16 protein-coding genes are annotated in these 20700 nt (G+C 45.1%); 6 read left to right on the plus strand and 10 right to left on the minus strand.

The annotated features are described in order from the left end of the window. Positions 1–405: 405 nt before the first annotated feature. From BCL90_RS18215 to BCL90_RS18235, 5 genes are read left to right on the plus strand one after another with little or no spacing between them, the layout of a single operon-like run. Entirely contained in the window at positions 406–1395 is a 990-nt protein-coding gene (locus BCL90_RS18215) for a DNA-methyltransferase (RefSeq protein ID WP_121285553.1), read from the plus strand. Next, entirely contained in the window at positions 1392–3407 is a 2016-nt protein-coding gene (locus BCL90_RS18220; RefSeq protein WP_121285555.1) for an ATP-binding protein, read from the plus strand. Before BCL90_RS18215 ends, BCL90_RS18220 begins: the two co-directional genes overlap by 4 nt. 4 nt (positions 3408–3411) lie before the next feature. After that, a complete protein-coding gene (locus tag BCL90_RS18225; RefSeq protein WP_121285557.1) occupies positions 3412–4755 on the plus strand; it encodes a DNA double-strand break repair nuclease NurA in 1344 nt (447 codons plus the stop codon). After that, a complete protein-coding gene (locus BCL90_RS18230) occupies positions 4752–7007 on the plus strand; it encodes an AAA family ATPase (RefSeq protein ID WP_166792087.1) in 2256 nt (751 codons plus the stop codon). The genes BCL90_RS18225 and BCL90_RS18230 overlap by 4 nt, the downstream gene beginning before the upstream one ends. Continuing rightward, positions 7004–7894 (plus strand): HNH endonuclease family protein, encoded by an 891-nt coding sequence (locus BCL90_RS18235; protein ID WP_121285561.1) that lies wholly within the window; start codon positions 7004–7006, stop codon positions 7892–7894. Before BCL90_RS18230 ends, BCL90_RS18235 begins: the two co-directional genes overlap by 4 nt. A gap of 174 nt (positions 7895–8068) precedes the next feature. On the opposite strand, the gene BCL90_RS18240 is transcribed toward BCL90_RS18235, so the two are convergent. From BCL90_RS18240 to BCL90_RS18255, 4 genes are all read right to left on the minus strand, one after another. Then, positions 8069–11356 (minus strand): sacsin N-terminal ATP-binding-like domain-containing protein, encoded by a 3288-nt coding sequence (locus BCL90_RS18240; RefSeq protein WP_121285563.1) that lies wholly within the window; start codon positions 11354–11356, stop codon positions 8069–8071. Positions 11357–11456: 100 nt separating this feature from the next. Next, on the minus strand, positions 11457–12323 hold the full coding sequence (locus BCL90_RS18245; protein WP_121285565.1) for a toll/interleukin-1 receptor domain-containing protein: 867 nt from the start codon (positions 12321–12323) through the stop codon (positions 11457–11459). A gap of 84 nt (positions 12324–12407) precedes the next feature. Then, positions 12408–13658, minus strand: a complete 1251-nt coding sequence (locus BCL90_RS18250; RefSeq protein ID WP_121285567.1) for a hypothetical protein — start codon at positions 13656–13658, stop codon at positions 12408–12410. Then, the gene (locus BCL90_RS18255) at positions 13658–14671 is read right to left on the minus strand and encodes a nucleoid-associated protein (protein ID WP_121285569.1); all 1014 of its coding nucleotides are present in this window, start codon (positions 14669–14671) and stop codon (positions 13658–13660) included. Before BCL90_RS18255 ends, BCL90_RS18250 begins: the two co-directional genes overlap by 1 nt. An 873-nt stretch (positions 14672–15544) precedes the next feature. On the opposite strand from BCL90_RS18255, the gene BCL90_RS18260 reads away from it, so the two are divergent. Next, positions 15545–16309 carry a metallophosphoesterase gene (locus BCL90_RS18260; RefSeq protein ID WP_121285571.1) on the plus strand — a complete coding sequence of 255 codons (765 nt, stop codon included), beginning with the start codon at positions 15545–15547 and terminating at the stop codon, positions 16307–16309. Between the two features lie 345 nt (positions 16310–16654). Here the strand turns inward: BCL90_RS18260 and BCL90_RS18265 are convergent, their stop codons facing one another. The 6 genes from BCL90_RS18265 to BCL90_RS18290 form a co-directional block, all read right to left on the minus strand. Then, complete coding sequence (locus BCL90_RS18265) at positions 16655–17050, minus strand: hypothetical protein (protein WP_121285573.1); 396 nt, start codon at positions 17048–17050, stop codon at positions 16655–16657. A gap of 183 nt (positions 17051–17233) precedes the next feature. After that, positions 17234–18022: an SLATT domain-containing protein gene (locus BCL90_RS18270; protein WP_121285575.1), complete on the minus strand. Its 789-nt coding sequence runs from the start codon at positions 18020–18022 to the stop codon at positions 17234–17236. A 36-nt stretch (positions 18023–18058) separates the two neighbouring features. Next, positions 18059–18703 (minus strand): response regulator transcription factor, encoded by a 645-nt coding sequence (locus BCL90_RS18275; protein ID WP_121285577.1) that lies wholly within the window; start codon positions 18701–18703, stop codon positions 18059–18061. Then, on the minus strand, positions 18696–19478 hold the full coding sequence (locus tag BCL90_RS18280; protein ID WP_121285579.1) for a sensor histidine kinase: 783 nt from the start codon (positions 19476–19478) through the stop codon (positions 18696–18698). Before BCL90_RS18280 ends, BCL90_RS18275 begins: the two co-directional genes overlap by 8 nt. Then, entirely contained in the window at positions 19460–20098 is a 639-nt protein-coding gene (locus BCL90_RS18285) for a hypothetical protein (RefSeq protein WP_121285582.1), read from the minus strand. Before BCL90_RS18285 ends, BCL90_RS18280 begins: the two co-directional genes overlap by 19 nt. Then, positions 20095–20679: a hypothetical protein gene (locus BCL90_RS18290; RefSeq protein WP_121285583.1), complete on the minus strand. Its 585-nt coding sequence runs from the start codon at positions 20677–20679 to the stop codon at positions 20095–20097. The genes BCL90_RS18285 and BCL90_RS18290 overlap by 4 nt, the downstream gene beginning before the upstream one ends. Between the last annotated feature and the right edge of the window lie 21 nt (positions 20680–20700).

Consider the following 20700-nt stretch of genomic DNA (forward strand, 5'->3'; position numbering starts at 1 on the left):
TCCAGGCCTGTTAATTAGGCGCGCTCTTTTAAAAAAAATGCCAGGGATCAGTAGATCAAAGCCCAGCTTTTTTTTACTTTAATTTTACTTACATTTACTTTACAACTAATTGCTATCTTTTAACTCTCTGACTTCCTGATATGATCCATCATAATTATTGGTTTCAACCTAGCCCTGACCGGCTCAACGTCCATCTATCCACTGGGGTTAGCTTTAACCTGCTTTGTTTCCGGAAAGGGACAACTACCCTTAGCGCTACGCCGGGATTTAGGTAACACAGGCCGTATACACAGCTGTTAACATGGCCGGGCTTCTATTAAGGATAAATAATCATCTCTAAGGGTGCTTTACGTGCGGCTTTTAGATCACAATATTTAAAAACAACATTACACGGATTGACATTAAATGGCAAAACCCAAAATATATAAATCAAAACTAGGAATGCTTATTGAGGGCAACTCCATTGAACTCCTTGAACTTGATAAGGAAGTGGCCGAGCTCAAGGGCAAGGTGAACCTGATCATTACCTCGCCCCCCTTTCCCCTCAACAACAAAAAACAGTACGGTAATGAAAAAGGAGAGGAATATCTGAACTGGTTCATTAAACTTGCGCCGATCTTCTCCGACCTGCTTACCGAAGACGGTTCGCTGGTGATAGAAATAGGCAATGCATGGGAGCCCGAACGGCCTGTCCAGTCCCTGCTGCACCTGGAGTGCCTTTTCGGCCTGGTCAAGAACCCAAAATCGGATCTGCGGCTCATCCAGGAGTTTATCTGTTACAATCCTTCAAAACTTCCCTCACCCGCGCAGTGGGTGACGGTGAACAGGTTACGCACCGTCGACAGCTACACCCATGTCTGGTGGCTGGCCAAAAATGATTTCCCCAAGGCCGATAACGGTAAGGTACTCCGGCCATACAGTAAAAGCATGCAGCAGCTATTGAAAAAACAGAAATATAATGCCGGTAAACGCCCGTCTGAACATCACATCAGTGAAAAGGGCTTCCTGACCGATCATGGGGGGAGTATTTCGCACAATTTTTTCGAAATGGAGCAGATAGACGGCAACCGTGAGGTAAGGCTCCCGCACAGTGTGCTGAGTTTTTCAAATACCGCATCAAATGATTATTTTCTTACCACCTGCCGAAAGAAGAAGGTTGTACCCCATCCCGCCAGGATGTCGGGCGGACTGGTCAATTTCTTCACCAATTTCCTTACCGACGAGGGCGATCTGGTCATGGATCCCTTTTCGGGAAGCAACACAACGGGATACTGTGCGGAAAAACTGAAAAGAAAGTGGGTGTCTTTCGAAGTCAAACATGATTATGTTAAACAGGCCATTATCAGATTCAGTGAACCGGATTTAAATTCACCATTAACCAAGTTAAAAGCATGAGCACCATAGACAGGATTAAGGAGATTATGAGCGCCGACCCCCTGGTTCAGGGCAAAAGGGATGAACTTTTCGTGGGCCGACCGTTTTCGCTTGACTACAACCGGGCGAGCATACTGATATGCGATGAGGATAAGGAACGGGTCAGGGGAATATCACAGGGTACTTTTATGCTTGCCTTTTACGATAATGAAGAAAACGTCAGAGAGGCAATACTCCTGCGGGCACTGGCACCGGCCAAATTACCGACAGACAGTGCGATGATCAGCTCAATGATCGAATATTATAAGGACAATCTGCCCACTTCGGGCAAAGCATCCAAACTCGATGACTTCACCAGATATGAATTCAGTTTTTCGGGCCTTGAATGCCGGGTGCTGGGTACCTTTTACAAGCTCGATGAAAAACAGGTAGAGTTCGGTGCCGACCTTGAAAATTTTTATTCTGCCCATCATTACAGTGTGTATAAGATTGACAAAGATGTACTCGGTTTCATCGTCAACCAGCGAGACTCCCCGGAGATCATCCCCGGGAACGACAATGAGTTTTCGATCGGCCATGTACGCTATAGTTCCAGCCTGCGCTATCAGGGCATAGAAAAAGACCAGGCAAACGTTTACATCCATCCAGCTGATCTTTTGGGTAAAAGGACTGCACTTTTTGGAATGACCCGTACCGGAAAATCCAACACGGTCAAAAAAATTATCGAGGCAACTGTCCAGATATCCTCGAAATCCTCAAGCCTGCTCGATCAGGTTGATCCTGGTAATGTCCAGGACAACCTCAGAAACTTTGATATAAAGGGAAGCCCCAAATTTCCAGTGGGCCAGATAATCTTTGATGTGAACGGTGAATATGCTAATTCAAATCTGCAGGACGGCGATGCGATATCCGACCGCTACCATGATGAGGTAAGCAGATACAGTGTACTGAAAAAAGACGGCTTCAAGGTGATGAAAGTTAATTTCTATACCCAACTGGCGTCTGGATTTGACCTGGTGCGCAACTTTCTGAGCGAGGATGGTGGAGATTACCTTAAAAGCCTTTTGGCTTTGGACCTTACCGAACCTCCCACAACAGAACGGTCGGCCTACACGCGTTGGCAGAGAAAAGTCGCTGCCTATCAGTGCTGTCTTTACCGTGCAGGTTTTCCACCACCGGCAAACCTTAAAACCGTTACCTTTTCGGGCAATAAGGACCTGAATGCACTTGTCAAGGAAGGTGGTTCGATCGATCCCGCTAAAGGAATTAGTCTCGAGGAGGCAGTGAACTGGTTTACCATCATATGGGAAAACTATGATACCAACCCCTTTTTCGCAGCCTACAAAGCTGAAAAATCACATGAATGGGCCGATGAAGACCTAAAATCACTGCTGGTCTTCCTGACCAGGAAAAGGTCTCCCCGGGGAGCGGCAACCGTCAGCGGCTATCTTAAACTGCGCGGTATCATCGAGCAGCATACCAACACGGCCGTAAAGGCATTCGAAATAGAGATAATCGAAAGCCTCCGCGAGGGCAAAATCGTGATCATCGATCTCTCCCAGGGCAATCCCATCATTCAGGGCCTGTACTCGGAAATCCTCTGCAGGGAAATATTCAATGATTCGATGAACAACTTTATTTCCAACAGACCCAACAACTTCATCCAGTTTTATTTTGAGGAGGCCCATAATCTTTTCCCAAAAAAAGATGACCGGGACCTCAGCCAGATATACAACCGGATTGCAAAGGAAGGCGCAAAACTGAACCTGGGCATGATCTACGCAACCCAGGAAGTCAGTTCGATCAGCTCCAATATCCTCAAGAACACCCAGAACTGGTTTATCGCCCACCTCAACAACGAGGACGAGATCAAGGAACTTAGAAAATACTACGACTTCAACGACTTTGCAGATTCGCTGATCCGTTTTAGTGCCAAAAACGATAAGGGATTTGTGCGGATGAAGACCTATTCCAATCCGTTCATCGTACCGGTACAGATCGATAAATTTTCCGTAGAGACCACTAAACCCTAGTACCATGTCATATAGCAGCAGAAATGGAAAACGTCCCGACGAGCTGGCAAGCAAGTCCTCCCACTCCCACATCATCAATGACGAGGAGGTCAAGTCATTCCTGCAGCAGTGTGCCTACCCCAAATCGGCCGACCAGGTTGCATTGGCGGAAAACCTGGTTCATACCATCAGCTATCCGGACCAAAACCCGATTGAGCACATTATTGCCGTCGACGGGGGTTACACGAGCATCCCTGTCAAAAAGACCTTCCCTTCCTCACTGATCACCTTTTTCCAGTTCGGCGAACTGTTGCTCAATACCAGGGATCTGGACGAAATATCACTGATGCCCTTTATCTCTCGCGAGGCCATGTCCAGGATCAAGGAGCTCGAACGCAGAAAACTTGTCCTGCCGACCAAAAACGTGAGCTATAACAACAATCTCACCCTTGTCCACGCGGTAAGGAGGACAATCCATGATTTCTTCAATCACAGAGATAAGGAAGGCAACAGCCTGGCGGCAACATTGCAGTGGCTGATCTATGAAGGCTACGACCGCCCCCTGGAATCCTATGTACTTTCCCGTTGCCCCCATTGTACAGAACCACGCGTCAGGCTAATGAGGAACAGCTTCAATCAGGACTACATTTCCCGCTCCTGCACGGTCTGCAACAAGGAGATTTACCTGATCGACATCTTCCGCCTCCATGAAGCGGTCGACAATGAACTCGGCGCAGGTGGCATCCTGGGGTATCTGACCAACCTGATCGAACAGATGAACATTATCCATACCATCAGGTTCATCACAGAAAACAAGTCCGAACTGCTGGAAAAATTCCTGTTTATCAAGGACGGCCCACTGGCTTTTTTCGGACAGACGGCCAACATGCATGAACCGGTGCGCAGGCTTTGCAGCTTTCTTTTCAAAAAACATAACCTGTTTTTAGCAGGGCTTGAAAAATCCGGCGCATTTGTTGAACATGCGGATGAGATCAAACACCTTTTGAAACCCGGAGAGGTCTTTCTGCTGGACAACAGGCACATTTATACCTATATACTCCCCGGTCCCGCAGATAACCCTGAACCATACGCACATACCTCCTACTATAGTGCAAAGCTGATCTTCAAATCCAGGGATGAGCGGATGTATGTGATCACCCTGCCGGTGGATGATGAGAACATTGTGCTCAACCCACAGCTTTCAGACTTTCGCAACATTGGGGCAATCCTGTTCAACATCGAAAAAATGAGATGCGACATGTACGACAATTCCATTGTTCCCATTGCATTGGCCAACAAGCTCATTTCCCTATCCAATCACCCGACTTCCATTATACTGGAAAAATTCGCAAAAAAACATACCAAATGATATATGTTGACCGGGACTCGATCCCATACCCTACTATTTTCTGGGATCCGCGTATCAATATTTCCTTAAAAAGGCTCGAGGAATTTTATTCCAGGCCCAAGGATTCGCGTTCGCAGGAAAAATATTCCAAACCTTTTGACCCCGAACTGAGGGAAATTTTCGTAGCCCATCTCCGCAGGCTCTTCAATAACAAATGCGCTTACTGTGAATCTTCGATGTCCGCTGCCAGCATTACCTCGGAATATGACCATTTCAGGCCAAAGCACGGTGCTAGGGGATTGGATAAGGAGTTCTCGACGGATCATTACTGGTGGCTTACCTATGAGTGGCAGAACCTCTATTATTGCTGCCCGAAGTGCAATATGTACAAATCAACCTGGTTTCCAGTGAACGGGCCAAGGTGCCAGATAAAAATGCTCTATGAACTTGTGCTGGCGCAGGAAACGCCACTGCTCATCGACCCCTGTAATGACCGGCCGGAAATACATTTTAGGTACTCGCCAGATGGTGAACTGGAAGGCCTGACCGATCGCGGATCGGTAACGATAGAAATCATCAAGCTCAACCGGTCTGAGCTTGTTTACGAACGTAGGCAAGCCTTGACCGCCTTAAGAGAGCAGTGGAAAACATTTTTGACACTTTTTATCCGACCCCAAAATAACACCAATCCCCTGAATTCGATCCTGGAAGATTGGGCGGACATCTTTTCCAATTACCAGTCAACGCGCCCATACCTAGGCATGCTGAGACAGGCACTGGAAGAATGGCTGAATGAGGCTGATCTTTTCACTTTCCTCACAGCGCGTGGATTTCGTCCCTTCCAGGACGAAGATTACAACAGGCAGCTTTTGCCCTCATTGAAACCCGATATGATCGATCAGGTCAATGTCCTGACAGCCTCGAAAAACCTTAACCGGGAAATCCAGGAAACCCCCAGTATCAGCCGTGACTTAAAGCACGTCTATTTGGAGCGCATTGAGATCAAAAACTTTAAGTGTTTCTCGGAACTGGAAATCAACTTCAGCAATGATGCTGACCGTCTGCCGGTCAATATTTTGGCTGATGGTGTTCCAGGCGAACCCTGGCGGCTGTTCCTTGGAGAGAACGGCGTGGGGAAAAGCTCGGTACTAAAGGCCATAACACTTGGCCTGGCGGGCCAGGAATACATCACAGCCATGGGACTCTCGGGTGGCGAATTCATTAAAAAAAAGGAAGAGGAAGGCCACATAAAAATCCACCTGGTGGGGGAAAACCTACCGATAACGGTAAAGTTTGACGCAGAAACAATATCATCTGATCTCCCCCGGCCGATTGTCAATATGCTGGCTTACAACTCCATCCGGCTGAATCCGACACCTGGAAAAATTTATCCCGAGGAAATCTTTTTTACCGGTGCCAAGGTGCGAAACCTCTTTGACTATACCTTTTCCCTAATTGATTCGGACAAATGGTTATCAGAGCTGGAAAGCGAAGTATTTGACCGAGTAGCCATTGCCCTTAAAGATCTGATGCTCCTCCAGGATGAGGATATACTGGCAATAGAAGACGGGAAGGCCGTCCTGAAAAGAGGGAACAGCACATTGAAAATCAGTGAACTCAGCGATGGTTACCAGTCCGTATTTTACCTGGCCGTTGACATCATGGCTACACTCGCGGGGGAAAAGGTGACCTTTGACCTTGCTGAGGGCATCGTGCTCATCGATGAGATCGGAACCCATCTGCACCCCCGTTGGCGCATGGAGGTTGTTTCCAAACTCCGGCGTACCTTTCCAAAAATCCGGTTTGTCGTATCCACCCATGAACCGTTGTGCCTGAGGGGGCTTGGCGCAGGGGAAACCATCGTTCTTTCCAGGAACGAGGAAGGAGATGTCGAAGCCTACAGGGATCTTCCGGATCCCAGTGAATTGCGCATCGACCAGATCCTCACATCTGATTTCTTTGGATTAAGGAGTACGATGGATCCGCAGACGGAAAGGGATTTTGATGAATATTATGCCCTGCTTGCCCTGGATCAGGCAGACCGCACCGAAGCGCAAAATGACAGGATTTTTGAGCTGAGCGGCCGCATCCCAATGAAAAAACACCTGGGGGACGACCTAAGGGAAGAACTTGCCTATTTTGCCATCGATGAACTGCTGGCCAAAAAGGCCAGGAACAAAGATGCAGCTGATAGTGAGCCATTGAAGGAACGCGTACTGAAGCGGGTCGATTCACTATGGAAATCGATTGACGATAAAAATAATATCAGATGATCCACGTAGACAGGGCCTCGGTCCCAAAACCGGATATTCTCGAACAGCATAAAAGGGGCGGCACAGAAACAGCAGCAGCGATTGCCCATTACGATCCTTATGATCCCCAAAAAAAGGCTTTTGACTTTTCGGTATATTCACATCCCGATGTCAAAGACGCACTCCATGACCTGTTCAATGGAAAATGTGCTTACTGCGAAAGTACGTTTCTGCACGTATACCCGGGCGATGTTGAACATTTCCGCCCCAAAGGTGAAATAGAAGGCATCCCGAACAATCCTAAACCGGGATATTACTGGCTAGCAGCAGATTGGGACAACCTGCTGCTGTCCTGCAGGAACTGCAACCAAAAGCTAAAACACCTCATCCACGGCCACGCCTCCAAAATAACGATGGGCAAAATGAATCAGTTTCCGCTATCTGATCCTGCCCGTTATGTCCGCAAACACGACCACGCAAATGGCATAAAAGATGAGGAACCATACAGGCTCCTGCTTAATCCGTGCGTTGACGATCCGGAACTACATCTGGAATACGGTGCACAGGGGATTATCAGGCCGAAAAAAGATCAGCACAATGCCGTCAGCGAAATGGGGAGAAAATCAATCGAGGTTTATGTGCTCCAGAGGGTGCCACTCGTCCAGGAGCGTGAAAAGGTGTTGATAGATATCCAGGCACAGATGCAGCGCGTCAATGAAGCGGTCGATAATCTCAATACCCACATTAATGACAGCGATCCTGCAAAAAGGTTCTACTTTGAAAAGATCCTTAAACGCGAACTGGCGCGGCTTAAACTGTTTATGGATCCCAGCAAACCCTTTCTGGGCATGGCCAGGCAGGTAATCGGAGCGTTCCTTCAGAACCGGTTTTCGATAACAATAACCTGATCCCACAGGCACATCCCACCAGATTACAGGAGAGGCGGACCGGATACTTGAAGCACCCGATCCGCCCGTCCATCTAAAAGGTGTCCTTTACCGTACCCATCCCAGTCACATGCCTGGATGTTACAGTAGCGGATCTGAACAAAGCCAGGATTTGTTAAAAAAAAGTGGCATTTTCTATTGGGTATCCACGATACTACCGGAAACAAAACCTTTAAAATCAGTCACATTCTCCCTATCTAATGACCAGATCCCCTGACTGATACAGTAGCGGACTTCCATACCCTCTATTGCTGTCCAGATCTGTCCGGCATGAAGGGTATCTGCTGCCTCATCTTTCATTCTGTCCAGTTCCTGTACCTTGATCACCCTGGATTCCAATAGGCAGGCAATGTCGGTGACAAAGCGTGCAGACCTCATGACATAAGCTGCATCCACCTGACTGCCGTCCAGGGGTACTACGCAGAGTATATAGTTTTCTTTGGTAATCCTGGCCGTTTCGCCCTGTTTTTTGCTCATCTTCACATCGCTTGACCTTGAGGATTTGATCTCGACGGTAAATGCCCTTTTATCCGGACGCTCGAGCAGCAGGTAATGGTCATAGTCGGATTCCACGATAAAATCACTTCCGATAGGCTCCGGTTTGATGCTATAGCCCGGTAGCTGCTCAAAAGCCTGCCGGAATGCCTCTTCAACCAGTGTACCGATCTTTTTATTCTCCTCCCGAAGTTTATCATTGCGCTTCTTGATCTCATAAAGCTCGATAAATTCATGGTCACCCAGCATCGCGGTAACCGATGCAGGGGTCAATCTATTGTTCATCAAGATGGAGACGTAGGACTGGTCCCAGTCCATTTTCTCCTCCTCGTTGTCCCCTGAGCGGATATTCCTTAATAGATCACCCACACCGATGTCCAGGAAATGCAGCCAGCGCGCAACCTCCTGACGCTGCAAGGATTGGTAGAGCACCGCATTTTCTTCCTTATTGTCAAAATAGGGCAAAAATGATTCCACCGAGGGCCGGTCGGCCGAATTGACCGATACTTTGCTCTTCACCCACTCCCTCACTTTGATATCCCTCATCCACAGGCTCGGCACAATGCCGACCGATATTTCCTGATCGTCAGATCTCACCTGTATTTCAGTTCTCATCTGCCCTTTGCTATCCACCGACAGCAAAACCTCCGTGATAAATTCAAGCAGCATTCTGGTCCGTTTTAGTGAACCCCTGGCCCGGTCTATGATGCTTTTGTCCTGCGGCCGGGAAAAGTAGGCCAACTGGCTTACCTGCACAGTGCCCGACATCTTCCACTCCTCACCCTTGGCCGTAGCAAGTTTATCCCGGTCTTCGCGCCTGTTGACCAGATGCCGGATATTGTCCGGACGGATCGTCTCCTGGCTATAATATAAAGGTTCCTTCAGTAACCAACCCTTGGCCTTTGTGACAAGCTCCGGCTGGCTGAAAATAAAACCATAGGAACTGTCCAGCACAAAATCATCAGGAAATAGCTCGGCAAAACGCTGAAAGGGTTCCGGCCAGATGCCCTGCGGAGACAGAAGGGCATCTGAACCAATGGATATCTTTTCCCACTCCCCGCTTTTGAGCAGGACCGGGAACCCCGGGATCGAATCCGCCCGGTCATTGGTCAAAAGCCACTCTAAAAGCAGGCGGCTGTTCTGCTGAAAAGCATCACTGCAGCTCTCCAGCTTTGCACCCTTTACTTTTTCCAGAAGCGCGTTTACCAGGGTAGATTTCTTATAGGGCTGAAGCTGATGGTCGGCAGAAGCAATGGTTATGCTGGGATGGATCAGTTCTTTTCGGATATCAAACTGAAGCCCCTCTGCAATATCCTTCAGCGCCTCGCTGATGCTATCATCCCCCTTTTCCTCGGCACGCAGTGCACCGAATTTCCTCAGCACCCGGTTCTGATCGGCAAGTACGGCATATTCACTCCAAAGTACCTGCTTCTGCGATTGTTCGATAAGCGCAACTACCTGGATCAGAAAATCAAGGGCTTCGATTCCCGTGAGCACCAGTGCATCCAGTTTGTTGTCCTCTACCCCATCAATCCTGCTGCAGAGATCGGACAGTTCAAAGGCAGCAGGGTGTTTGGCCTGATTGGAAAACCCCAGACGGTCATCAATTACCTGCTTCCAGTACCCTACCATTTCTTTTTGCGGCACCTGTGCCGGTGCCAGGTGATTCCAGGCCGTCCATAACGCTTCGGAAGTCTGCTCATCACCGTAAGGGATGATAGCCCCGGAGAGCGGGATCTTTGTCCCGTCGGAATTATTGGTCACCAGATCAAGGCCATCGAGTTTTTCGAATACCAGGTTCAACTGTTGCCGGTACCAATCCCGATCCATCCATTCGGTGAGCGGAAGCCCGCCCGTGTCGGCAAGTAGATGGATGTCCGCATAATGTGTGTCTGCACAGATCCGGACACACATTTCGCCGTATGCAGCCCAGGCCGCTTCCAGGATGGCTTTATTGACCGCCACCTGCGCGGTTCCGGTCTGCAGCCAGATCTTCTCACGCTCCTTATTGGGCTCGAAATCCTGGCTGTGAATGAGAAAGGGCAAGGGAAAGGCCTGATCGGTACCCACTAAGGGAAAGGTGATAAAAAGCCTCGCCATTCCTGCCGCAATCGGCCTGATGCGGCCACTGCTATCCATTGGAACGGCAATTTTGGCCCGGTGCCCGGGTATATCACTGATCAGAAATACCGACTGGTTGTCGCCCGGGGAAAATGCTATGGCCACCTCATCCTCACGGGGGGAATCAGCAACGACAAAAGTTTTCACGATCCCCTTGTTGTTCACGCTTACCTTGCTGATGATCCCCGAAAAAGCCATTACCGGTGGCACCAGATTTTCCAGTGAAGCCATTACAGGATCTACGGTTGCCAGGATATCCGTTGGGCTTAGCTCCAGATAGGAATAGCTGGTCAGTCCTGGTATGCCTGTATCTGTCAGGCTGCTTTTGAAATCCTTCCAGGAGGCATCGAGCACCGTTAACATGTCTGCCCCATCTGTTGCCTCGCGGTTAAGCACAAAATCAAAGAAGCGCCCATTGGTCAGGCATCCTTTAACCCGCACCTGCCTGGACAATAAGTGCGTGGTCATAAAACCGGTACCAAACTTACCGGTCTTCCCTGCCATTCCAGGCTTGGATGAGCCGTGGTAGATCAGGTGGGTAATGTCTTCCTCGGTAAAGGAATGTCCGTCGTGGGTGAAGGTAACCTCACGGCCATCGAAAGCGATCTCGACGGCTACTTTTCCTCCTATCGCCACATCCTGGGCATTCTGCATCAGCTCCCATATCCAGCGGTGCCGGTGCTTGGGCTCATTTCCGAGCTGTTTGATGTGCTCGTATATCTCGTTGGCATTATTGGCACTCATCACCCGCTCCTTTGTGGATTCCAGGCTGTCCGCGACTATCGCGGTTTCGTTTATTTCTGACATAGGTAAATGTTAATTTGTTGACCGGATGGTTTACTGCAGGCAAATTTGAAAGGCATGATCTGGGCCTGCCAGGCAGCAACAACCTTTCGGGTTAATTGCTTCAGGGCCTATATTTGAGTTGATCTTCCTTTACGCGCTGCCGTGAACCGTCATAGAGCATATCCAGATAATCCGATAGGTCAAGCAACAAATTTTTGTCATTGTCTACCCCCATCTGCAAAGCCCTTATACCGACCATAAAGGAGATACCACTCGCTGAATCCCCCATTTCAATCTGGTTAAAATAGGTCTTGTCGGTTTCCAATAACATCCTAAGCCCATAGATCTCCGACTCCTTCATCATCCCGATATTGATCTCTTTCATCACAAAAGGCAGCCCACTTGCCACCTGCTGGTTATACCGCTCGGTAGCGGCAGCATTTCCATCCAAAGTAAGCTGGACAAGTATGGATTTTTGCTCCTTGATATACCAGGTGATCAGGTCTACCGCAAGATGGTAATGGTTGTTCTTTGTCCCCCAATTGATGGCATAATCGGTTATGGTATCCTTGCCCACATTGCGTCCCATGTGCTCGGAGAACAATGCCGACAATGGGCGCATCAGTTCGGCCAAGCCGGCATCGAAATCAGTCCTGAAATCTGCATATAGTTTTTCCCTTAGAAAAAGCGGGACTTTACAGTCATCGATCACAACGGGGATTACATGCGCCTTTTTTTCCTCGATCTCGCGCATCAGCCCGGAATTTAATTCTTTCCTGCACCACTCGCTCTCTACAGAATGTTTGGAAAGCACAACGAGTAGGTAGCCAGATTCGGTCAGCCCCTCCTGTATCTTATCGATCAGGGAATCGCCTGGATGCATTTCCCATTTATCCAGCCAGATTTTGATTCTTTTTGCGACCAGGGAAAATGCCAGTTTATCGACAAACTCTCGGTCTTTTGATGAGTAACTTATAAATACGCTCATATTTGCGGTTTATTTATGTAAAATTATTCTTTCATTCCTGTGTGTTCACTGCGGAGATCATCGGGGCAATACTGTGTTCTCCAGCTAAAAGACAAAGGCCACAGCTCTATCGGAAGCGAACCTGAAGATATTGTCCCTGCTATCACCATCATGCTGGAAGATTAGGAAAACAGCGGACAGGATGACCGTCAGTAGCAGTGCGGCCAGCATAGCGTAGCCCAGGAACCTGATCCGCCTGCGCTTGGAAAGCATCTGCAGGAAATCATCCTTAAGCCTCTCATAAACATCCAGGTAATGCCGTTTAAAGTTCGCCTCCTCCAGGTTGACATCTTTGGCCAGCCTGTCAATGTCCAGGATGCTCATCCACACGGCAGCTGCAATAAACAAGCAATAAACTACTATGGAAGCATAGATGACCCAAAGCAGGGTTTTACTGCCTTCAAAGCTGTAAAAGCCGAATATCGAGGCACCAAGCGAAAGCGGGACAGAGATGATCTGCCCGGATATTTTTTCCTGCGCAGCATCCAGGGAAACAAAATAACCTTCCTTTTCAGTGCGGTACTGCTGCCTGATATTGTTGAAGCTGAACTTATCGACAAAAAGCCGGTAATTCAGGTCGGCCTGTTCGATGAGGTAGTTGAAATTTCCGTAAAGATTTGCGAAGGACCTGTTGGGTTCACTCTGCAGCTCCATAAAACGGCATATATTGTTGTTGAAACAGGCCAGCCATTCGGGATTGGACAGTTTCTGCGTAAAATCATCAAGCTGCAGCACCTCGAAATCGAAGGAGAAAACGCGATGGTCGACCGGTTTATAGGAAATCAGCGTAAAGTGCTTTTCCTCGCCCTTGGACACCACAACAAACAGTTCGGCATTTGCAGTTGATTTCTTGGCCTCAAAAAGCGCAGACTCACTACTATCATATAACTGCAGCAGTTTAGTATACTGCTTAAAATGGCCCAGGATATCTTTCGATCGAATATTACCGGATTCAGAAAGCCTCTGGTCATGGGAATACCAGATGTAATCTGCCGATAGCTCCAAAATAAATATATCCTGCGAATCCAGGAGGCTGATCTTATTGGAAAGCCTGTCCAGCGCACCGTCGAGATCTGAAAACAGCAAAACATCTTCCCACTGCCTTTTGATCTGAATGGAACCGTCCTTTGGCTTACTGTAGGCAATGCCTAAGCTATCCATGAGCCCGGTAACAGCTGCCGCATCGGCATCACTGGCAAAACTGAAAGTAATGTTCTCCTTTGTAACGGCAACCGATGGTGAGTGCGATCTGACGGCCTCCCTCCAAGCTATCCATTTGTCCTTCCCAATAGCCATTACTCTTCCTCCCTCTGAGCGGTCAGGGTACTGTATATTTTCTCGTCCTTGATAATGAGCAGCCCATCCCTTAAGACCACGTCATTGGAAATAAACCGCTCAATATCGATGGTAACCGAAATCCCCTTGGCCTTTGCCTTATAGGTGATCAGCCGGCGGAGCTCTGTACCGTCCAGATGGAACAGCGGATCGATCTCCAGCCTGAAGCGTTCCTGTGCATAATTACGGATATAGAGTTTGTCCCCGTAAAAGGCATCACTCAACAGATCGACATTCAGTACGTTCTTGTTTGCTTTTTTATAGGAACTGATCCATTCAAAAATGTCACGTTCAAAATCATCCGGCCTCGGGTAATCCTGCGGTGCCCCTATATCCTTCAGTACATCGATAAACTGTCTGGTATTGGTCTTATTGTCGATAAAAGTACCTACGTTCACCCAGCGGAGAAAATATTTGGAAAGGTTGTCCCCCTGATGGCTCAACAGCCCCAGATAGTTCCTTGTATTGTCCCCATCGAGATAAAGCGTGCAGTTCAGCCTAAAGCCCATCGCAAGCTTATCGATGTTTACATTCTGCGTCTCATCGATCGAAAAGTTCCCATCCCGCCACTGGATATTGAATGCTTCTTTATTCCTGACGATGATGATCGAAATGTAACGGTATCCGTTCACCTCATAGTCTACATAGAGATAATAACCCCCTGTTGCAAAGGGCTCCCGTTCGATCAGTTGTGCAAGGTCACCCAGAGTAATGGTACTGAAGGCAAAAAACTGCCCGTCATTGTCCTGCTCCCTGAGATACCGATCAACATTGAGATAAACCGAATTCGTGGGCTTGGATAGATCGAACTTGGAGTATTTGGTAATCGACTGGTCAAAGGCATTGTGTACCTGCTCAATGAGTTTGTTGATCCCATCATTTACCAGCAGCAATTCCTGCGAGGAATTGTAACTCACCTGGTTTGAGCCTGCCTCCTTGACAAGTTCATGTATTATAATCCTTCTTACATTCATTTCGAGCGAATAATTACAGGCCAATATAGTTTTTAAAATCTGACCGTCTATTTATATTCAATAAATACTCAATTTTGAGTATCTGTTAAATTTTCATTTGCAACTGTCTATCCTTTCCGGTAGGCATCTTGCTTTAAGATCGAGCGGAAATTTTGTAAAACTAATGTTAAGAATCCAATAAATACTACGGGTTCCCGTAAGGCTCGCGCATCTCCTAAATTACTAAAAGACCAATACATCACGGATCATTTCAATTCAGCCAAACAAGAAATTTTCAGATGATAATAATGTGAAGAAAGAAGTTACAAGGAATTTAATGACAACCCTAGATGCAGTGGATCTGCTATTCAGTATTTCTAGAATCAAATGAATTTTCTTAATGTTATAGATGTTTTAGTGGTAAAACAAATTTGCGGCTTGAATTTCTCAAATCAATACCTTGTAAGGAGGCTCCTGCTCTCTTCAAAGTTGGTTTCTCAATATAAGTTATTTATATAATATAGAATGAATGATGATTCTCTTTTGCATTATTTAAGTTCATTTCATAAATTTGGAAGGATAATATTTGAGCCTAAAAACAGTCATTTTGACAGTTGGTGAGTCGTAATTGTATTTTTCAAGTGTTTGATAGTCAGAAAGTTATATAAACGAAACTTGTTCTGGTTTCGTCGGATTTTTCCATAAATTATTGATTTTCAGATTGTTAATGTCTTTATCTCAACAAAAAGATTATATGATTTGTTTTGGTATAATGGCAAACTCTTCCATCGCTACATTAGGCTATATTTCAATAACTTTTAGCTATAAATTATTTCTATAGTTATTAGTAAGATTATAGATGGCCAATTTTCAATTGTAAAACACTTAATAACCATGACCTTTCAATACGCATCTGATTTACATTTAGAATTCCCTGAAAATTATGATTATCTGAAGAAATTCCCAATTCAATCTAAAGCTGATATATTGATTTTAGCTGGCGATATTGTAACTTTTAGCCAGCTTGAAAAACGTATGGATTTCTTCAATTATGTTTCAGATAATTTTGAACAGGTATATTGGATCCCAGGTAATCATGAATATTATTACGGTGATATCACCAGATGTTCTGGGCCCCATCTAGAGCAGATCAAAAATAATGTTCAACTGGTCAACAACATTACGATCAAAGCTACAGATTACGATTTAATCTTTTCAACAATGTGGTCTCACATTAGTCCTCCAAATGAGAGACAGATATTTGATGGAATGTCCGATTTTTACGTGATCCGGAATAATGGGCAAGTTTTCAGGCCAGCTGATTACAATAAACTACATCAGGAAAGTTTAGACTTTATTCAGGATGAAATATCAAATGAAAATGGACAGCAAAAGATTGTAGTTACTCATCATGTACCAACTTTAATGAACTATCCTCCCAGGTTTTTGGGAAGTATACTGAATGAAGCATTTGCTGTAGAATTAACTGAAATGATAGAAAAATATAATCCTCTTTATTGGATATATGGGCACCATCACCAAAACACTTTGCCTTTTAAAATCGGTGAAACAACAATGCTTACCAACCAGCTTGGTTACGTAAGATCAGGAGAGCATACAAGTTTTAATTCAGCTAAATTACTCGATATTCTAGACTAGATTTTTCTGGCCGGTAACCACCTGTTCCGATACGGTCTGTCGACTGGGCGTAAGTCGATTCGCCAAAAATAACCGGTGAACATATTACTAGTACATTATGTCCTTTGCTCTTCGGTAAGTCCGGAAAAATAACACCTAATCTACCCATAATTTTCATTGACATTTACCTCATTTTTATATAAATCGGGGAGCATTTTAAATGCTAACTTATTTATTTATGACCAGTGCTTTACCAGTTATCTCCTTCAAAATATAGGCACATTTTTATCTTTTTGAAATTTAGCGAAAGCCTCCTTGGCTGCCTTAAACTGGCTGCTCCTATCCAAAACCCCGGTTACAGTGGTTTTAAACTTCAGTATTTTTTTCTACATCATTTTTTGCAAGGGGTGCACTATTGCTTATTATGGTATCCGCAATGCTTTTTTTATCCTTAATCAACTTAAGTTGAAAATTGTCCGGCGGCATTACCGGATGGTTAGTGTCTACGAATATCTCTCCATGTAGCTCTGCTATCCCATTCTCCCTGAAAGAATCTTTAATCAGTTTTCTATCACTCTCAGTAATGTTTATTTTATCCCGGTATTTCGCTACCGACACTTCGACGATACCTGTATTGAATTTTAATTTAATCCAAGGATTATATAGAAACTGAATATCATAGACTTTTGAGTCGTATTTTACGTCCTGTCTGCACGCTGCGAAAGACAAAATTATTATAGCGTAGAGGCCTAACTTGTTCATAATTTTAATCGTTAATTAGTTTAACTTATTTTCTTTGGCCTTCATATTTTTTGCGCTTCGATCAGGGATTTAACTATAGCGGCACGATAGACTCAAACCTTCTCCAGCTGAATATGCGCGGGTAGCTGATTGGAACGTCAAAAACAGTGAGACATTTTGTATTGACCTTATTGAGCATTCTAACTAGGGCAACTTCATCACCACATCCGCTGTTTTACTCGCAGAGAGAGATACATTTTGTGAGAACGAAATTTTGCCTGCCTGTTTTGTGGCCTCAATGGTAATTTTGTGAACACCGGGATCAACATTTCGAAAAACACCTAAATAACTACCTATTATTGAGATGGTTACTGAATCATCCATCATTAATTTGATGCCAGTATATCCGGCATAGTTTTCAACCATTACAGAAATTGTTCCCAGCGCAGACAAAGATTCTTCCTGTTTTTTACGGAACATTTCATAAAGTTCGCTTGTCTGGGTTTGAAACTCATTAGCCCACAAAGCTGTTTCAGCCTGAACGGTATTAAAGACAGAAGCCCTAAAAGTTTTGATCATTTCCAGAAGGATTGTGATCTGCACAACTGAAATGCCAGCCTGGGTCTTAGCGATTTCAATGTTCCAATTGTCCTGAAATTCAGCAGTAGACTTTTTGATATCCAGTTCTGCCACATAAAAACGCACATATCCCGAAGATACGCCCAGATAACGATCCAATAGGAGAAAAAAACCACCAATAGCCAGGCTTAGGTATCCTAATTTGGTATCGTTACTAAGCAAGCCGAGTGGCAGCATTGGTATTATAAGTCCTACGGAAAAAAGGAGTAGGCTAAGCACCCTTATTCCCCTTGAAAAAAATGAGTGCCAACTCCTGAAACTGGAGTACCAGCTTTCTTCTTTTTTTACCGCTTCCATCGAAACTTCTTTGATATCTTCAAGAGCTTGCATGGGATTTTTCCAATCGTATATCATAATTTAGTTTTTTTAATGAAGGCCATCTGTGCACTATCAAATTTGAAAAATTTCGTTTTTTATTGCATAAAGCACCAACCCGGTCCTAGATCTAAGTTCAAGCTTTTCAAAAAGGGAATCGCGGTAGTTATCAATTGTCCTGGGACTTACGCACAACTGCTCCGCAATTTCCTTATAAGTCATCTCCGAACAGCAGAGTTTTAAAAATGCTAATTCATTTTTGCTCAACACCGGTCCCTTTTCCAAGGTTGCATGGCGATAGAGCTTGCCTGACATTTTCTCATTGATAAAAACCCCTTTTTCATTGATTATCCTAACAGCAGATAAAAGTTCCCTTGGCCCGGATGATTTCAGCAGATATCCACCTGCACCACTTCTGATCATTCCAATCACCGCACGTTCATCCTCGTACATGCTCAGGGCAAGAATTTTTATTTCAGGATGATTTTCCTTCAACCATTTACTAGCCCCATATCCATCCAGAACCGGCATTTTAATATCCATGAGTACCACATGGGGCATTAAGCCTTTGGCAATCATAGCTTTCATAACCTCACCGTTTTCGGCTTCAAAAATGACTTCAATCTGCTTGAGCTCCTGTATTAAAAATACCAGACCTTTTCGGAACAGGGCATGATCATCAACAATGGCTACCCGTAATTTTTCAATGTTGTCAATCATAAGGCACTTTTAATTCTATCTTTGTTCCTTCTCCCGGCGCTGAGTTGATTTCGGCTTTTCCACCAATTAATTCAGCACGTTTTGTAATATTTAGTAGTCCCATTCCCCTTTCACTGATCGGATCCGCTAAGAAACCTTTACCATTATCCCAAATAACCAATACTAGATAATTTTCAGTAGACCCAAGGCTTAACTCTATGCGGTTTGCCTGTGCATGCTTTATCACGTTGTTAAGTCCTTCCTGCATGATCCTGAACAAGATAAGTTCTTTGCTCGCATCAGACAGACTCCTCATCATAGGGTCAATATTCACAACAAGATCATAAATTCCCAACTTGCGTATATAGTCCATTTCATAGCCAATGGCTTCCTGTAACCCAAATAAAATCAACTGTTCTCCCTGAAGCAGCTTCCCAAGTAGCCTCATTTCTTCAATTGCATTCATGGTTAGTGATACCGCAGCTTCAATTTTTTCCATACCAGCTATTGAAACCTGATCGGAATCAATAGCATTTAAAGTCACTGCACTAAGGCTTAACAACTGACCAACATTATCGTGAAGGTCTGCACCAATGGTTTCCATTGTCTGTTCCCGGACCTCCATCTGTGCCCTCAGAAGTTCTGAGTCAAAAGAGCGTTTCATTTCTAGCTTCTCTTCTATATGTTTTTTTCTTTTTTTAAAATAGGTGGATACGTAGAGGAAAATAAATACCGGGCCGATCAAAAAGATTAGCGTTGAAGTTATAATCAGTGTTTTTAGTTCTTCGTACTCCATCTCTTCAGTATAAACGAATATGACCAGGATCCATAGAGAACCACATTAATAAACTGTATCATATACCGCCTTATCGTATGATCTTTGGCATGGATAAGGGCATCCTGGAATATATTCAACACCGTACTGCCAAAATAATATAAGATCACTCCTCCTACCCACCAGAATGGAGCAAAACCAAGAATATCAGTATACTCTCCCCTGTTCATCAGCCAATAGAAATAATACATCCCCATTATACAATAGCAGGAAGAAACAATGGTATTGCAATTGGTATTAAAAATCATAAAGCCATGGAATAAAAAGTCATAACCATAACTTAAAGCAAAAATGCCTGTGAATATCCCTAGGTACAAATTGAGGTATTTGATCTTTCCTTGCAACAGGTGGTAAAACATAAATACAATAAAAAATGCCTCAATGAGCAGATATATATTATAGAGCCAGGAATTATCCGTCTCTCCCATACCTTTCAGCAGATACCTCCCCAGGATTTCTGTAGCGCATACAAGAAACATGTAGAGGATCTGCATCCTCCACATGCCCTTTCGCCAAAGCGCAAAAAGTGCGGTAAGGAAACATAACAGCTCCGCTATTATATTGACCGTAAAAAAACTCATTTTAATCCTGCTGGTGGACCCAATAATAATGCACCTGATCCAGGGCAATCCCCCGGTGGGCAGAGTTCACCCTTATTTTCTGGAATGGTACCTATAACCTGGTTGAAATAGTCTTTATGAATCTTTACGAACAAGCCTTCTTTTGTTTTTACAGAATCGGATTTTGTTGAGACAAATAGCAATGTGTTCTGTTTCGCATGGGGATGTCTTTTACCTGGTTCATATTCTTTGGGATATTTACCAAAATATATTCTCAGACCGTCTGTCCCCATTTTCTCCTGCTCGTTTTTCAGAAGAAAATAAAGATTTTCGATGCGGGAAAAGGGAAGCCACACAGCGCGGGTATTCTGTTTTAAATCTAGCCCTATACCCTTGTACGCCTGTACAATCTGGTAGGCGGAATCAAGACAGAGCTGTGAGGAACGATCAATTGTACCATCGCATTTTCCGATGCCGTAACTTGAGATGTCGACATCTTCCATATCTTCTTGCGGAAGAACCTGTGGTTTATTAAAAAAGAGGTAACCAAGTCCCAGGCCAATAACAAATGTTAAGGCGGAGATTAAGAGAGATTTTTTCATAATTTAAATAGCTTTGTTTGG

The organism is Pedobacter alluvionis (genome assembly GCF_003664035.1).
Taxonomy (GTDB): domain Bacteria; phylum Bacteroidota; class Bacteroidia; order Sphingobacteriales; family Sphingobacteriaceae; genus Pedobacter; species Pedobacter alluvionis.

What these genes read in the sequence shown, in the direction of transcription:
- BCL90_RS18275 (WP_121285577.1), bottom strand. Translation starts at nt 18,703, where the DNA reads ATGATTGACAACATTGAAAAATTACGGGTAGCCATTGTTGATGATCAT.
- BCL90_RS18285 (WP_121285582.1), bottom strand. Translation starts at nt 20,098, where the DNA reads ATGAGTTTTTTTACGGTCAATATAATAGCGGAGCTGTTATGTTTCCTT.
- BCL90_RS18270 (WP_121285575.1), bottom strand. Translation starts at nt 18,022, where the DNA reads ATGATATACGATTGGAAAAATCCCATGCAAGCTCTTGAAGATATCAAA.
- BCL90_RS18230 (WP_166792087.1), top strand. Translation starts at nt 4,752, where the DNA reads ATGATATATGTTGACCGGGACTCGATCCCATACCCTACTATTTTCTGG.
- BCL90_RS18260 (WP_121285571.1), top strand. Translation starts at nt 15,545, where the DNA reads ATGACCTTTCAATACGCATCTGATTTACATTTAGAATTCCCTGAAAAT.
- BCL90_RS18255 (WP_121285569.1), bottom strand. Translation starts at nt 14,671, where the DNA reads ATGAATGTAAGAAGGATTATAATACATGAACTTGTCAAGGAGGCAGGC.
- BCL90_RS18215 (WP_121285553.1), top strand. Translation starts at nt 406, where the DNA reads ATGGCAAAACCCAAAATATATAAATCAAAACTAGGAATGCTTATTGAG.
- BCL90_RS18220 (WP_121285555.1), top strand. Translation starts at nt 1,392, where the DNA reads ATGAGCACCATAGACAGGATTAAGGAGATTATGAGCGCCGACCCCCTG.
- BCL90_RS18290 (WP_121285583.1), bottom strand. Translation starts at nt 20,679, where the DNA reads ATGAAAAAATCTCTCTTAATCTCCGCCTTAACATTTGTTATTGGCCTG.
- BCL90_RS18250 (WP_121285567.1), bottom strand. Translation starts at nt 13,658, where the DNA reads ATGGCTATTGGGAAGGACAAATGGATAGCTTGGAGGGAGGCCGTCAGA.
- BCL90_RS18225 (WP_121285557.1), top strand. Translation starts at nt 3,412, where the DNA reads ATGTCATATAGCAGCAGAAATGGAAAACGTCCCGACGAGCTGGCAAGC.
- BCL90_RS18265 (WP_121285573.1), bottom strand. Translation starts at nt 17,050, where the DNA reads ATGAACAAGTTAGGCCTCTACGCTATAATAATTTTGTCTTTCGCAGCG.
- BCL90_RS18235 (WP_121285561.1), top strand. Translation starts at nt 7,004, where the DNA reads ATGATCCACGTAGACAGGGCCTCGGTCCCAAAACCGGATATTCTCGAA.
- BCL90_RS18280 (WP_121285579.1), bottom strand. Translation starts at nt 19,478, where the DNA reads ATGGAGTACGAAGAACTAAAAACACTGATTATAACTTCAACGCTAATC.
- BCL90_RS18245 (WP_121285565.1), bottom strand. Translation starts at nt 12,323, where the DNA reads ATGAGCGTATTTATAAGTTACTCATCAAAAGACCGAGAGTTTGTCGAT.
- BCL90_RS18240 (WP_121285563.1), bottom strand. Translation starts at nt 11,356, where the DNA reads ATGTCAGAAATAAACGAAACCGCGATAGTCGCGGACAGCCTGGAATCC.